Here is a 14,380-nt window from a genome sequence, read left to right on the forward strand (position 1 = left end):
CGATTCATATTCTAAGCTGATCAGGGCGTAACACCAGCGATTTCAAAAACCACTCGATCGTAACGGCCTTGCTCATCCATGGCGGTCAAGCTATAGCGACCATTGTGCACTATTGACAATGTCAGTGGCGCCGCAGCCGCGTCCTGCTTGCGTACGCGGCCATCCAGCATCCACCATACCCGGCCGCGTGCGCCCTGCACGTTTACATCCAGTACTACTTCTTGCTGTCCCGGCACCGGCCGCAACACGGATCCGTTGGACACCCCCACCACGCGCAACGGTCCCTCGGCCACATCGGCATAGCCGGCGAAACTTGGCGGCACGGTGTCGTCCAGCGCCCAGGCCGCACGCGGCTGCGCACAGGCGCCACCCGCAGCGCTGTCCTGGCGCCGACCGTGAGGCCAGCAGGTGATGACCGGCTGCACGCTGGCCGGCCGGGCGGCCCGGCCCGCGGCGCGCTCGGGCAAGGCCGTCGCGATATCGTGCAGCAGCGGCGCCGCCACGTTCGCACCGAAAAAACCCGGGTTCGGGGTTCCGTCGGGGCGCCCTACCCACACGCCGATGGTCCATGCATCGGTCACGCCCAATGCCCAGGCGTCGCGAAAACCGAAACTCGTGCCGGTCTTCCATGCCAGCCTGCGGCCTCCCTGCACCAGGGGACGGTCGGGGTGGCCGCCGCGCTCGAGGATGTCGCGCACGATCCAGGCGGCTCCCGGACTCATCATACGGGATTCGACACGCGGCTGTTCCGGGGCCAGCCGGGGCCGTCCCGCCAGACCATCCCGCGCCAACGCCCGGTACGCGCCCACCAGTTCTTCCAATGTGGTGCCTGCCCCGCCCAATATCAAGCTCAGGTTGGGCACCGCACCGCCGGACAGGCGCAGCCTCACTCCGCCCGCCTGCAGCATGGCGGCGAAACGCGCCGGTCCGACGCGGTCGAGCAGATCCACCGCCGGGACGTTCAGCGAGCGCTGCAACGCCTGCGCCACGCTCACCGGTCCCGAGAACGCTGCCTGGAAATTGCCCGGCGCGTATCCGCCGAACGACAGGGGCGCGTCCATCAGAAGGCTTTCGGAATGCACCAGCCCTTCGTCCAGGGCCTGGGCGTACAGGAAAGGCTTCAGCGTGGAGCCGGGCGAACGCACCCCGCGCACCATATCCACATGGGCATAGCGGCTTGCGTCGGAAAAATCCGCCGAGCCGGCATAGGCTTTGACCTCCAGCGTATCGTTGTCCATGACCAGCACCGCCATTGAAACTTTGGGCGGCAATGCATCGACCCGGTCGAGCAGCATGCTCTCGGCAATGACCTGCAGGTTGGCGTCCAGCGTAGAGGTCACGATGGCGGGCTGCCGTCCCGACCGCCGCTGTTCGGCCAGCAGCCGCTGCGCGGCCAGGGGCGCAAGCCACCGCGCGCGCAAGGGCGGCGACACGACCGTTTCGATGCTGGCGTCGGCGACGGCGGCAGCGCTCCAGCCCCGGGCGCGCATCCGGTCCAGCACCTTGTCGCGCGCGGCCTGCGCTGCCCGGGGGTGACGATCCGGGCGCAGGCGCGACGGCGCCTGCGGCAGAGCCGTCAGCAGCGCGGCCTCGGCCGGGCTGAGGTCGCGTGCCGACTTGCCCAGCCATAGCCGCGCGCCCATTTCCACGCCTTCCACGATTCCACCCATCGGCGCGCGCGCCAGATACATGGCAAGAATCTCGTCTTTGCTGAAGTGCCATTCGAGCTGGAGCGCCCGCGCAACCTGATGCAGCTTGGCGGCCGCCGAGCGCGACGGACGCGCCGCCAGTCGCGCGTCCAGCAGTCGAGCCACCTGCATGGTCAGGGTCGAACCCCCGGAAACGATCCGCCCATGCACCAGCCATTGCCAGCCGGCTCGCACAAGCGCGGCCGGATTCACGCCGGGGTGCCAATAGAACCAGCGGTCTTCGTAGCCCAGCAGCGTCTCGATATAAACGGGCGCCACCTGCCCCGGGGTCACGGGATAGCGCCACACACCATCCTGGCTCGGGTAAGTGCGCAGCGGCGTCCCGTCGGAAGCCACCACGACCGCCGCGCCGCCATTGGCCGTGGCCGGCAGGGGAAATTCGTGGTCCAGCGCGACCAGCGAGAGCGCGGCCGCCAGCAGCCCGAGGGCCCAGCGCGCCGCTCGAGCGCGCGTGCGGGACGACGCTATTTCTCCGCCACGCCGCGATCGCGGATCTCGATAGGGCTCCATCGCTCGCCTACGCCTCGCAATTCGGGCCTGTACATGTCTTCCGCCACGCTGGACGGCACGGCATAGCGGCCCGGCGTGACCACGCGCACCATGTAGAACACGTCGACGGGCTGGCGGTGCAAGGCCAGCGCCGCCACGTACCGGTCATCGCGGAATTCGCGGTGTTTGATCGCAGGGTCCGTCATGGCGTCGGCCACCCGGGTACCGCCGATCTCCCAATCCCGCATGTCGGGACTTTGCGAGAGATTGAGGTTCTCGACTTCGAAGCCCGCCGGCACGCGATCCACCACCAGCGCGTCCGGCAGGGCCTGGTCGGATGATACGCGCAGCTTTACGACCAGCAGGTCGCCCGTTCGCAGCACACCGCCGTCCCAGGACCGACCCTCGGGCGTGTACCAGGCCCGTTGCAAACGGATGGCGTCGCTGCGGGGTGCAGGGGGCAGTGCCGGGGTGCCTTGCAGGTCGAACTCGACGAACAGCGGCTGCGCACCGGCGTTGGTGATCCGCAGGCTTCCCAGGTCGGCCGCGTCCAACGCGACGGTGCGGTCGGCAGTGCCGCCCAGGTTCTTCGAGTTGCCGCCGGCAGACAGTACCGCCGCCCACGGCTGGGCCGGATCGCCGCCGGCAGACTCGGCCGCCAGCAAAAGGGCCATTTGCTCTTGCGTCGAAAAATACGAACGACCCTGCATGCGGCTGTCGAGGTCGGACAGCCAACGTTCCCGGCCCTGCGGCGCCAGCTGGTACTGAGCCGCCAGCGCATAGGCCTGCGCGTAATCGCGTACCGCGCTGCCATAGTCTCCCAGCCAGGCGTCGGCGTTCGAGCCCCCATGCTGGCGATACCCGTAAGGCCGCGCGAGCGCATGCGCAACCGCCTGCTCCATGCGCGCCGAATCGCCCATCAATTGAAATGCGGCCGCCAGCTGGATCAGCGGCAACGGGGACAAAGCGCGCTCTTGGTAGCGGTCGAAAAGCTGGCGCACCGTCGAAAGCGGCGCCTGCCGATCGCGCGCGAGCACCAGTGCCGCGGCGGCAAAGCCAGCGAAACGCCGATGGTCGTTGCGCAGCGTGGCGGCGTTGTCCCGGTTCACTCGGCCGCTGCGCAGGTCGGTGCGCAACTGATCGGGCCAGGTACCGAACTGGCCAGCACTCTGCTGCAACCGCTCGAGCAGCCATTGCCGCGAGCGCAGCATGGGAGCGTCCGGAACGGCGAAGCCGCGATCGCGCGCGTCCAGCATGAAGCCGAAGGCGTAGGCGGTGAGCCAGATGTCCTGCGACGACGCATCGCCCCACAGCGAGTAAGCTCCCGCCGCGTTTCGCATGCCGGACAGTCGCGCCATGGCCGAGGCGACTTTCTCCGCGCGCACCTGCTGCGTGCTCGGGGGCAAGCCATAACGCTCGGCCTGGGACTCGTCGATCAGCACCCATGGCAGCGCGGCGCTGATGGTCTGCTCGGTGCAGCCATACGGATAGCTCAGCAGGCGTTGCACCAGGCGCGTCACGTTGATGGGGGGCCGGTTCGACATACTGAAGCTGGCCGTTATCGAGTCGGAGAAATACCCTGCCACCTGCTCCGCTCCCGGCGCGTAGCTTTCACCGGGCGCCAACCGCACTCGCCGGACCCGGTTCTCGGGCGCATGGGCCGGCTGGACTTGCAGCACCGACTCCCGCACGATGTGCACGGGCTGGGCGCCGCCGCTGCCGTCAATCTGCAGGCGCATCAAGCCCAGGCCATAGGATCCCGTAGTGGTTGCCACGAAGCGCAGCGTGGTGCGCTGGCGGTCTTTGAGCGTGACCGTTCGCACGCCATCGGCAATGGCCAGCGGGTCAAGGGCCCGCAAGTCCACCTTCACTTGCTGCGTCGCGCCGCTAAGGTTCGTGAGGTCGAGCGCCACCGCGGCCTCGTCGCCCGGGGTAATGAAGCGCGGCGTGCTGAGCTCGGCGACGATAGGCGCCGCGACCACCATCTCGGCATCCGCGTTGCCGTAGTTGTCGTCGGTGAAGGCGACCGCCATCAGGCGCAAGGTGCCGTTGAAATCAGGCAGGTCCAGCGGAATGCTTGCTTCCCCCTGTTCATCCAGCCGTACCGGGCCGGAGAAAAGGTCGACCAGTTTCACCTTGCGAGGCAGGCTGCGGCTGTCGCCGCGAAGCGCAGCGTCGCCGCCCCATTTCAGGCGGCCGGTGGTACCGTCCATCTTCTCGATGAGCTTGCCATACATGTCGCGCAGCTCGGCGGCATAGCGATGCTTGCCAAAGAAGAAATCCAGCGGATCAGGCGTGGCGTACTGGTTGATGTTGAGAATGCCCACGTCAACCGCAGACAAGGTGACCGTGGCGCGCTGATCACGCGTGCCTTCAACTTTGATGCGAACTTCGGTGCGCTTTTCCGGTTCGACCTTGCCGGGCGCTGACAGACTCACCTGAAGCCTGCGCTCTGCGCTGGCGACGGGCAGAAAAGCCAGGCCGACCGCACGCGCCGGCGTCACGCGATCACCCGCGCTTGCGGGCCGGAACACGACGGCCGACACGTACAGGTCGTGCCGTTTCCATGCGGGGTCCACTGGAATTTCAACCGCCGTGCCTGCCGCCTGCACGGGTACCCAGCGCGACCACAGCATGCGGTCACCTTCGACGGTGACCAGCGCCTGCCCGTCGTGCGGCGGCACAATGGTCAGGTTGACGCTTTCGCCGGGCCGCGCCGGCACGCCGTCGAGCTTCATCTGCACCCGATCGGGCCGGTTACCCACGGCCTCGGCATCTTGCGCGCCCCAACCGGCATAAAAACGATAGCGGGTCGTCTGCCCGGTTTGCGGGTCTGCGATTTCCAGGCGGTAACGGCCCCAGCCTACCGGCAGACTGAGCGTCGTGCGGTCCGGCAGCGCAATCATCCGCGACTCGACCAGCTCCTCGGTGTCGGTATAACCGCTGTTCCAGCCTCGCTGGTCGTCATAGCGCCAGTAGTAACGGCGATGCTCGCGATACAGCCGCAGCTGCGCTTCGGGCAGTGGCTTGACGTCGCCATTCGGGGCGACCCGCACGACCTCGAATGCCGCCGGCGCACCTTCTTTTGTGACATCCCCGTCGAACAGGGGGCGTACCGCGATCAACTGCCCGGCGGGCCAGACACTTCGCTCGATAGAACGCGCCACCGGCCGCCCGCCGGATTCAAGCAAGCTCGCCGACAACCGGACTCGCATCGGCGAACGCGCGGCGCCCGCACCCTGCGGGTCGATCTGCAGCCGGGTTGCACCCTGGTCGTCCAGCGTATGCTCGGGCAGTTCTTCGTAGTGACGCAAGGTGTCGTCATCCGCATCGCCGAAGATGAAGCCGGGCCACTGCTGGGCCAGCGCATATCGATCGCGCCGCACCTGGAAGCTGGCGAGCAGCCGGTTGCCTGCCGCCGGCGCGCCATATAGATAGTCACCCTGCGCATCGATGCGCCAGGCTTCGCCGGGTGCCAACACAGACTGTGTGGATTCAAGGCGCAGCTTCATGCGCTCGGGCATGAACTCTTCAACCTGAAACCACCATGACGCGTCCGCCACGCGCGCGGCAGGATCGACCCGCAATTCGAGCAACCATTTGCCCGTCTGGGCATCGCCGGGCAGATCGATCTGATGCTGCACGTAGGCCTGCACTTGTTCAGAGGGCTGCCACAACTCGCTGCGCACCACCTTGCCATCGGGACGCTTCAACGTGGCGGTGAGCGGAGCCGGGGCCAAGGCCCGGCCATCGCGGTCTCGCGGCAGCACCGACACCTGGAAGGTTTCGCCGGGCCGATACAGGTTGCGCCCGGCATAGACGAATAAATTATTGGCGCGCGCCGGGTGACCCGCGATATCGAATTCCGACAGGTCCAGCGCCGGCTCCCCCAATGCCAGGACGGTCATCTCGGCGCCGCGTGAGGCCCTGAGCAGGCGGCCCTGGGCGGTGTCTCCGTCGAAGCGGACATGACCTTCCTGGTTTGCCCGCGCGCGCGCCAGCACCTTGCCCGCGCTGTCGATAAGTTCGACCTCGGTTTCAGCCAACGGCTGGCCGGATTGCAGCGATATCGTATAGGCTTCGATGCGATCGTCGTAGCGCCGGGTGTGCAAGCCGATATCGCTGACATAGAAGTACGTGACTTGATATTCATAGCGGAACCGCCCGGGCTCGCTCATCACGGCCACATAAATGCCCGGTTGCTTCAATTCGGCGATGGCCTCGACGGGCAGAAAGGTGACGTGCCGCCGGTTGGGCCGGTTGTCGGTCAGGAAGCGGCCCTGGTACACGCTGGTGGTCAGGCGGTGCAGTCGGTCGAGATCCCAGTTGCTGACCGAACCCTTCAGGCTGCGATTGTCCGCATAGCGCCACTCGTCTTCGTCGTCGTCGTCATCGCCGTCGGAAGCGCGCGACTTCAAGCCCAGCACGTTATCGAAGAACTCGGGCATCCGCTCTGGCGCCACGCGCAGGAACTGCACATCGATCTCGGGCACATTCACCGTCGTGACGGGCAAGCCGCCATTCTGCCCGGCAGGCAGCACGACGCCCCGGCTCGCGAAATAGAAAGACGGCGGCATCGCCGGGGTCTGCACACTGCACCGGTGCTCGGCGTCCAGCGCGGCGCCCTGGGCGGCCGGCAAGTCGGCGCGCACCTGCAGCGCATAGCTGCGCTGCGGCTGCACATAGGGGAAATAGACCATGCGGGGGTTGTCGCCCACGACCCAGGCCCCCTGCACCGGCTTGCCCGCCTGCGCGAGGTTTTCGGCCGCATGGCCTGACCTGCCAGGCGGGGTTGCGTCGTCATCGGCGTCTTCGAGCCGGGCGGCCCCGGTATCGACCACCGTCAGATAAGGATCCAGGGTCGCCTTGCGGTCGACGGGCTGCGTAAAGGTGATGGCCAATGCCAGCGTATCGTTGAATTCACGCGCCTGGCAGTCCACGACGCCAAACGGATCCGCTCGCCCCACCGTCGCGGCTCGGGGCTGTTCTGTCGCAGCAGGAGCGCGCTGCGCAGCAGGCGAAGCAGTCGCTGCCGGCGCTGCCGCGGTATCCCGCCCGTGTGTACGTCCCGCCAACCAACCCAACCCCAGTGCGATGACCAGCAACAACACCAGGATTCCACCAGCACCCTTCTTCTGACTCATGACATGCCTTGTGCAGCGTACGCGAGCGCGGTGCGCCCTGAATGCACCTGCCTGGGCTCGCCGGCGGGTAGCGGTTGAAAGCAGCCGTTCTTCTTATACCGGTTCCATGACGCATTGCAGCGGATGCTGGCGCGCACGCGCATACTGCGCGACTTGCGCAATGCGTGTCGCGGCGACATCACGCGGGTACACCCCACAGGTACCGCGGCCTTCGTGGTGCACTTGCAGCATGATGCGCGTGGCATCTTCCTGGTTCTTGTTGAAGAATTTCTGCAAGACCTTCACCACGAATTCCATCGGGGTGTAGTCATCGTTCAGCAGTAGCACCTGATACATCGGAGGCGGCGCGGTACGGGCCGGCGCCTTTTCGACTGCCAGGTCATGCTGGGTATCCAAGCTCGAACTCATAGGGCGGGATTCTATTCAACAGGGGCAGACAAGGCCAGCACTTACGCACAATTACAGGCAGAAATGCGTAGTTTCCACACTTGACGTACGAAATAAAAGCGGAGCATTATCCACGCATTCGGGGCTCCTTGCCGCGGCAGGATGCACCCGGAAGCCGGAAGGCCACCGGCCCAGGCCGCATGCCTTCTGTCAAATATACGATTCAATGAGGCAGTCCGCATGTCTGATTCGACCGCAACCGCCGTCCAAGGGGACAATCCCAAATCGACGGGTACCGTCAAATGGTTCAACGATGCGAAGGGTTTCGGCTTCATTACGCCCGATGACGGCGGTGAAGATCTGTTCGCGCATTTTTCGTCCATCCAGATGAACGGTTTCAAGACCCTGAAAGAAGGCCAGAAGGTCGCCTTCGAGATCATCCAGGGCCCTAAAGGCAAACAGGCTCTGAATATCACCTCGGCCTGACGCCCAGTATCCATACAGCGCCGCCCGCGCGCCGGCCAGCCGGCTCCGGGCGGCGTCATTGCCCGGGCGGGGCGCAATGCCCCGCCCTGTTATTGTCCGCCGTTTTCCCGCTTCATGTCGACCCTTTCCCTGCTGTCCCTGCCACGTCTGCTGGCCCAAGCGGCGTTCGCCACTGCGTTGTGCTGCGGCATATCCTCCACGGCGCTTGCGCAATATGCACCCGCCGCCCCCCAGCAGAGGCTGCCTGTCGTGCAGCTGAGCGCTGGAATCCACATCATCAAGGCCGAGCTGGCCGACACGGAAGAGACCCGCCGAGCCGGCCTGATGCATCGTCAGAGCCTGCCCGACAATAATGGCATGCTGTTTGTGTTCCAAGTGCCTGACCTGCAGTGTTTCTGGATGCGCAATACTCCCCTGCCGCTTTCCATCGCATTTATCGCTGACGACGGCACCATCGTGAACATCGCCGACATGGCGCCCTACACGGACGACGCGCACTGCTCGGCTCGCCCCGTGCGGTATGCGCTCGAGATGGCCCAGGGCTGGTTCGCCACGCATGGAATCCAGGCCGGCAACCGGATCCGCGGCCTGCCCTGAATTGACGGCCGATTGGTACGCCCCCCCGGTGAGCCAGATGGGCACACCTGGGCCTGACCCGTGGCATTCGTGCGGCCGATGCGGCGCGCACTTTCGCCAAACATTGCGCACTTGCTGCAACGCGGCCTGAGAACTGCTTGCGGCCCGCATCACGCAAAAAAAAGAGCCGGCAAGCCGGCTCTTTTGTGTGCGCCCGACTCAGACGCGTTCGATCACCAGTGCGATGCCCTGCCCCACGCCGATGCACATCGTGCACAAGGCATAGCGCCCACCGGTGCGATGCAGCTGGTTGATGGCGGTGGTAGCCAGGCGCGCACCGCTGGCGCCCAACGGATGGCCCAGCGCGATGGCGCCCCCGTTGGGATTGACGCGAGCATCGTCATCGGCGATGCCCAGGTCGCGCAACACCGCCAGGCCCTGGGCGGCGAAAGCTTCGTTCAATTCGATGACGTCGATCTGATCGAGCGTGAGCCCGGTGAGCTGAAGCACCTTGCGCGTGGCCGGCGCCGGGCCCATGCCCATGATGCGCGGCGCCACGCCAGCAGTGGCCATGCCCACCACGCGGGCGCGCGGGGTGAGCCCGTGTCGGGCCGCAGCGCTCTCGTCAGCGAGCAACAGCGCCGCGGCACCGTCGTTGACGCCCGAGGCGTTGCCTGCCGTCACGCTGCCGCCCTCGCGCACCACGCCCTTCAGGCGCCCCAGCGCTTCCAGGCTGGTCTGACGCGGGTGCTCGTCTTTCGAAACAACCACGGGGTCGCCTTTTTTCTGCGCGATGGTTACCGGCGTGATTTCGGCGTCGAAATAGCCTTCCTGCTGTGCGCGAGCGGTTTTTTCCTGGCTGGCGAGTGCGAACTTGTCCTGGTCTTCACGACTGATTTTGTAATCGTCGGCCACGTTCTCGGCCGTTTCCGGCATCGAATCGACGCCATATTGCGCCTTCATGAGCTTGTTCACGAAGCGCCAGCCGATGGTGGTGTCATAGATAGCGGCATCGCGCGAAAACGCGGACGTGGCCTTGCCCATGACGAACGGCGCGCGGCTCATGCTTTCCACCCCGCCGGCCAGCATCAGGCCGGCCTCGCCGGCGCGTATGGCGCGGGCCGCGGTGCCCACGGCGTCCAGGCCCGAACCGCAAAGCCGGTTAAGCGTGGCGCCAGGCACCTCGATGGGCAGCCCCGCCAGCAGTGCGGCCATGCGAGCGACGTTGCGATTGTCTTCACCGGCCTGGTTGGCGCAACCCATGATCACGTCTGCCAGTTCGTCCCATTGCACGCCCGGATTGCGCGCCATCAGCGCCTTGATCGGCACGGCGGCGAGGTCGTCGGCGCGTACCGGCGCCAGGGCGCCGCCATAGCGGCCGAAAGGAGTGCGGATGGCATCGCAGATGTAAGCATGCACGGTCATGGATCGGAGCTCGACTAAGTAGAGGTAGAGAAAATCGTCAACTTTCGATCTTACGCCAGCGTGGCGACGCCCGGCATGCCGACCTTGCCATCTGTCCGCAAGACGGACACTGTCTAGCCGACGGACACTAAGCCTGCATCCTGTCCTTGCGGGCCGTGTCGATCTGCGCCTGCCGGCGATAGCGGCCCGCCGAAAAATGATAGAACGGCCGTGGACAGAACTGCCTTGCCACCAGCGAGGCCGACAACGACGCCAGCAGCAACCAGAACAGCATGGGCTGGCTGCCGGTCATCTCCATGACGATCACGCTGGCCGTCAGCGGAGACTGCGTGGCCGCTGCCAGGAAGGCGGCCATCGAGAGCAGCACGAGTACGCGTCGGTCGACCTCCCCGCCCGTCATTTCCCACAGATGCTGGCCCACGCCGGCGCCGGCCGTGAGCGCAGGCGTGAAAATCCCGCCCGGAATGCCCGCCCAGTACGACACCACGGTGGCCGCGATTTTGGCCAGCCCGAATGCCGCCGGACCCTCGGTCTCACCGGCCAGCAGACCGCCCGCCACGCCATAGCCCGTGCCGTAGACCGTGTTGTGGCTGAGTGCGCCCAGCACGGCCAGCGCCAGGCCCATGGCGGCCGCCGTCCAGATGGGGTGCGCGCGTATCCACGCACGCCAGCCCGCCGGCGCAGCGCCGGCGGCGCCTTTGCCCAGCAGGCGCCCGAAAAGTCCGCCCAGTATGCCGTTTGCGAGTCCGCACAGCAGCACCCATAGCAACATGTAATGCGCAAGCTCCTGGCCGGCGAACACGCCGAAATAGGGATTGTTGCCAGCTACCGCCACGACCAGGAAGCCGGAGGCCAGCACGCCGATCAACACCAGGCGCTGCCAGCGCAATACCGTGCCACGCCCCAGCTCTTCGATGGCGAAGATGACCCCCGCCAGCGGCGCATTGAACGCCGCGGCCAGCCCGCCGGCGGCGCCCGCCGCGATCAGTTCGTTGGCATGAAAGCCGCGCAGGGGCAGCCCCTTGCGGCGCCAGAACTGGCCCCACGCCAGCATCACTGCAGCGCCGACCTGCACCGATGGGCCTTCGCGCCCGGCGGAGGCGCCCGCCGCCAGGCCCAGGAATGTCAAAGGGATTTTCCAGAAAGTCTGCCTGACCGACACCAGGCTGGTCTGTGCCGGACCGGGAGGCAGCGACAGCGCCCCGATCACCTGCGGAATACCGCTGCCCGCGGCGTTGGGAGCCAGCCGCAGCGTGGCCCACCGCAACGCTGCGAATGCCAGGGGAATCACCACGAAGGCCAGCCATCCGTTGCGGGACGTCCAGGCCTGATTCCATTCGAGGGCTACGTCGGCCAGGCGTGCGAAGCCCAGGGATACCAGAGCGACCAACCCGGCACCGCCCAGCAAGAGCAGCATCGGCAGGCTCTTGCGGGAAAGGCGCCGGCTCTGGCGCAACTTCCGGCGCGCAATAACAGACAGGCGTGAAATCAGGACGCGCAACATCGGCATGGAAAGGCACCACCGAGCAGACGCTGCGCCCGGCATGGCGCAGCCAGGCGCTACCTTACCACCGGACGAGACGGATTTGCCGCGCATGGGCACCACGGGCCGTCGGCCGTCGAGATACCTGCGCGCCAGGAAGTGCTGTGCAGCCGGCGGCCTGTCGCGGACGCCGCGCACGCAAAAACGCCCGGTCGGGCCGGGCGTTTACTGGGGCTGGAAGCCTTAAGCGTAGTTCTTCGCGGCGAAGTCCCAGTTGACCAGCGCCCAGAAGTTTTCCAGGTACTTGGGACGCGCGTTGCGGTAGTCGATGTAGTAGGCGTGCTCCCAGACGTCACAGGTGAGCAGCGGCTTGTCGGACGTGGTCAGCGGCGTGGCGGCGTTGCTGGTGTTCACGATGTCGAGCGAGCCATCGGCCTTCTTGACAAGCCAGGTCCAGCCCGAACCGAAGTTGCCGGCCGCGGATTTATTGAACGCTTCCTTGAAGGCGTCGAAGCTGCCCCACTTGGCGTTGATGGCGTCGGCCAGGGCGCCCGAGGGTGCGCCGCCTGCATTCGGAGCCAGGCTGTTCCAGTAGAACGTGTGGTTCCAGACCTGGGCAGCGTTGTTGAAAATGCCACCGGACGACTTCTTGACGATGTCTTCGAGCGAGGCATTTTCGAACTCGGTACCCGGAATCAGGTTGTTCAGGTTCGTGACATAGGTCTGGTGGTGCTTGCCGTAGTGAAACTCGAGCGTTTCTTTCGAGATGTGCGGAGCCAGAGCATCCAGAGCATAAGGCAGGGGGGGAAGAGTATGTGCCATGTGGGTTTCCTTCTTTGTTGAGTGCACGATCAAGCGATGTCATTGTATCGACCTTGGCAGCCATGGGGCAGCTTAACCCTGATCTGGCGCGGGTATAGGGCTGGCAAAACCAGCGGCGGCCGCAATGGTGCACGCCCCGGAGCCGCCGCGCCGTTCACGTGTCGCTCACGGGCGGGCTGGCGTCGACCACCTGCACCTGCGCTGCGCCCTGTGCAAACGTGACGTCGAGTCGGTCGCCGCGCGCAAGCAAGGCCGCGTCGCGCAGGATGCGCCCTTCGGCACCGCGCACAATCGCGTAGCCGCGCGCCAAAGTGTGGTGCGGATCGAGCGCACGCAGATGTGCCGCCACCGCCGCCACGCGCGCCTGCCGCACGGCCACCTGACGACTCTGCGCCTGGCCCAGGCGGCGCACCAGGGCACGCAGTCTTTCCTGGGAGCGTTCAAGGTCGGGCGTGGCATGCGCCAGCCGCTGGGACAGCAGGCCCACACGCGCCACCCGGCGGGCGTGCGGGCCGCGCCAGGCCGCCACCAGCCGATGCCGCAGCGTGTTCAGCCGTTCCGCCTGGTGCGCCAGCCGGCGTCCGGGCGACACCAGTTGAGACGCGGCGCGATCGAGACGTTGCGCAGCCATTTCCAGGCGCCGCTGTTGCGCGCGCGCCAGACCACGGGCCGCCTGCCGCACCTGCCCCAGCAACTCGGCGCGCGGCACACAAGCCAGCTCCGCTGCCGCCGTGGGAGTGGGCGCACGCACATCGGCCACGAAATCGACGATGGTGAAGTCCGTTTCGTGCCCTACTCCACTGATGATCGGAATGGCGCTCGCTGCAACGGCGCGAGCCAGCGCCTCGTCATTGAAGCTCCAGAGATCCTCGATACTGCCTCCGCCGCGCACCAGCAGCAGCGTATCGACTTCTTGCCGGGCGTTGGCGAGTTGCAGCTGGGCAGCCAGGCGGGCCGCCGCGTCGGCGCCCTGGACGGGGGCCGGATACACCACGACCGGCACTTGGGGAGCCCGCCGCGCCAGCGCCGACAGCACGTCGCGCAAGGCTGCGGCATGCAGGGAGGTGATCACGCCTATGGCGCGCGGCAGTGCCGCGGGCGCACGCTTGGACGCTGGGTCGAAGAGGCCCTCGGACTCGAGCTGCGCCTTCAGCCGCAGAAAAGTTTCATACAGATTGCCCAGCCCGGCGCGGCGCATGGCGTCTGCCTGCAGTTGGTAGTCGCCGCGCGGTTCGTACAGGGACACCCGCGCCCGCACCTCCACCTGGTCGCCTGCGCGCGGCACGAAACCCACCGCGCCAGCACGGCTGCGGAACATCACCGTTCGCACCGAGGCCCGGCTGTCCTTCAGCGTGAAATACCAATGCCCCGATGCGGCCTGGGTGAAGTTCGAGATCTCGCCGCGAACCCACAGCAGCGGGACATTGCTTTCCAGTAACTGGCCTACTGCTTGATTTAGCTGGGCAACCGTCAGGATATCCCGCGTAAATACGTGGTTTCTTACGGGAAATTCAACTGTCATAAGGGTTTCCGAAGGGATACCTGTCCACAGGCCTTGAAGAATGGGCCCCGATGATATCTCAGCCCGCTCCAGCAGCCGCAACGGCCCGCAGAGCCAAAGAATTCGTACTAAGTGATTGATAGTTATAAATAAATCGGATCTGGCACATTGGACGCCACGGACCCAATCCAGCGCAGAGCCAGCATTTACCCACGTTTCGGGGAAGTTCTGCACAGAATTATCCACAAAATCTGTGGATAGTTGCATTGGCGGTCTGCGGCCTTGCCACGACCGCCGTTGGCCCGTTACAGTTCGCCCTTGAATCGGGCTGCGCCGGCGCGCGCAGCCCTAGCTGGAG

General features: G+C 66.1%; 9 protein-coding genes. 2 read left to right on the forward strand and 7 right to left on the reverse strand.

The window, feature by feature from the left end:
- Positions 1–20: 20 nt before the first annotated feature.
- The 3 genes from pbpC to clpS form a co-directional block, all read right to left on the reverse strand.
- Entirely contained in the window at positions 21–2,219 is a 2,199-nt protein-coding gene (gene pbpC, locus ACV17W_RS04120; protein ID WP_462595183.1) for a penicillin-binding protein 1C, read from the reverse strand.
- A complete protein-coding gene (locus ACV17W_RS04125; RefSeq protein ID WP_462595184.1) occupies positions 2,174–7,342 on the reverse strand; it encodes an alpha-2-macroglobulin family protein in 5,169 nt (1,722 codons plus the stop codon). Before ACV17W_RS04125 ends, pbpC begins: the two co-directional genes overlap by 46 nt.
- Positions 7,343–7,435: 93 nt before the next feature.
- The gene (gene clpS, locus ACV17W_RS04130) at positions 7,436–7,750 is read right to left on the reverse strand and encodes an ATP-dependent Clp protease adapter ClpS (protein WP_462595185.1); all 315 of its coding nucleotides are present in this window, start codon (positions 7,748–7,750) and stop codon (positions 7,436–7,438) included.
- Between the two features lie 219 nt (positions 7,751–7,969).
- Here clpS and ACV17W_RS04135 point away from each other — a divergent pair, with 219 nt between their 5' ends.
- The gene (locus tag ACV17W_RS04135) at positions 7,970–8,215 is read left to right on the forward strand and encodes a cold-shock protein (RefSeq protein ID WP_462595186.1); all 246 of its coding nucleotides are present in this window, start codon (positions 7,970–7,972) and stop codon (positions 8,213–8,215) included.
- A gap of 114 nt (positions 8,216–8,329) precedes the next feature.
- Positions 8,330–8,812, forward strand: coding sequence for a DUF192 domain-containing protein (locus ACV17W_RS04140; RefSeq protein ID WP_462595187.1), 483 nt, complete (start codon positions 8,330–8,332; stop codon positions 8,810–8,812).
- 198 nt (positions 8,813–9,010) lie between these two features.
- Here the strand turns inward: ACV17W_RS04140 and pcaF are convergent, their stop codons facing one another.
- From pcaF to xseA, 4 genes are all read right to left on the reverse strand, one after another.
- Entirely contained in the window at positions 9,011–10,216 is a 1,206-nt protein-coding gene (gene pcaF / locus ACV17W_RS04145; RefSeq protein ID WP_462595188.1) for a 3-oxoadipyl-CoA thiolase, read from the reverse strand.
- A 127-nt stretch (positions 10,217–10,343) separates the two neighbouring features.
- On the reverse strand, positions 10,344–11,720 hold the full coding sequence (locus tag ACV17W_RS04150; RefSeq protein WP_462596454.1) for a chloride channel protein: 1,377 nt from the start codon (positions 11,718–11,720) through the stop codon (positions 10,344–10,346).
- Positions 11,721–11,942: 222 nt separating this feature from the next.
- Entirely contained in the window at positions 11,943–12,521 is a 579-nt protein-coding gene (gene sodB / locus ACV17W_RS04155; RefSeq protein ID WP_462595189.1) for a superoxide dismutase [Fe], read from the reverse strand.
- Between the two features lie 154 nt (positions 12,522–12,675).
- Complete coding sequence (gene xseA, locus ACV17W_RS04160) at positions 12,676–14,043, reverse strand: exodeoxyribonuclease VII large subunit (protein WP_462595190.1); 1,368 nt, start codon at positions 14,041–14,043, stop codon at positions 12,676–12,678.
- Positions 14,044–14,380 lie beyond the last annotated feature (337 nt).

This window comes from Bordetella sp. MIP270_01_BMS, assembly GCF_054958705.1.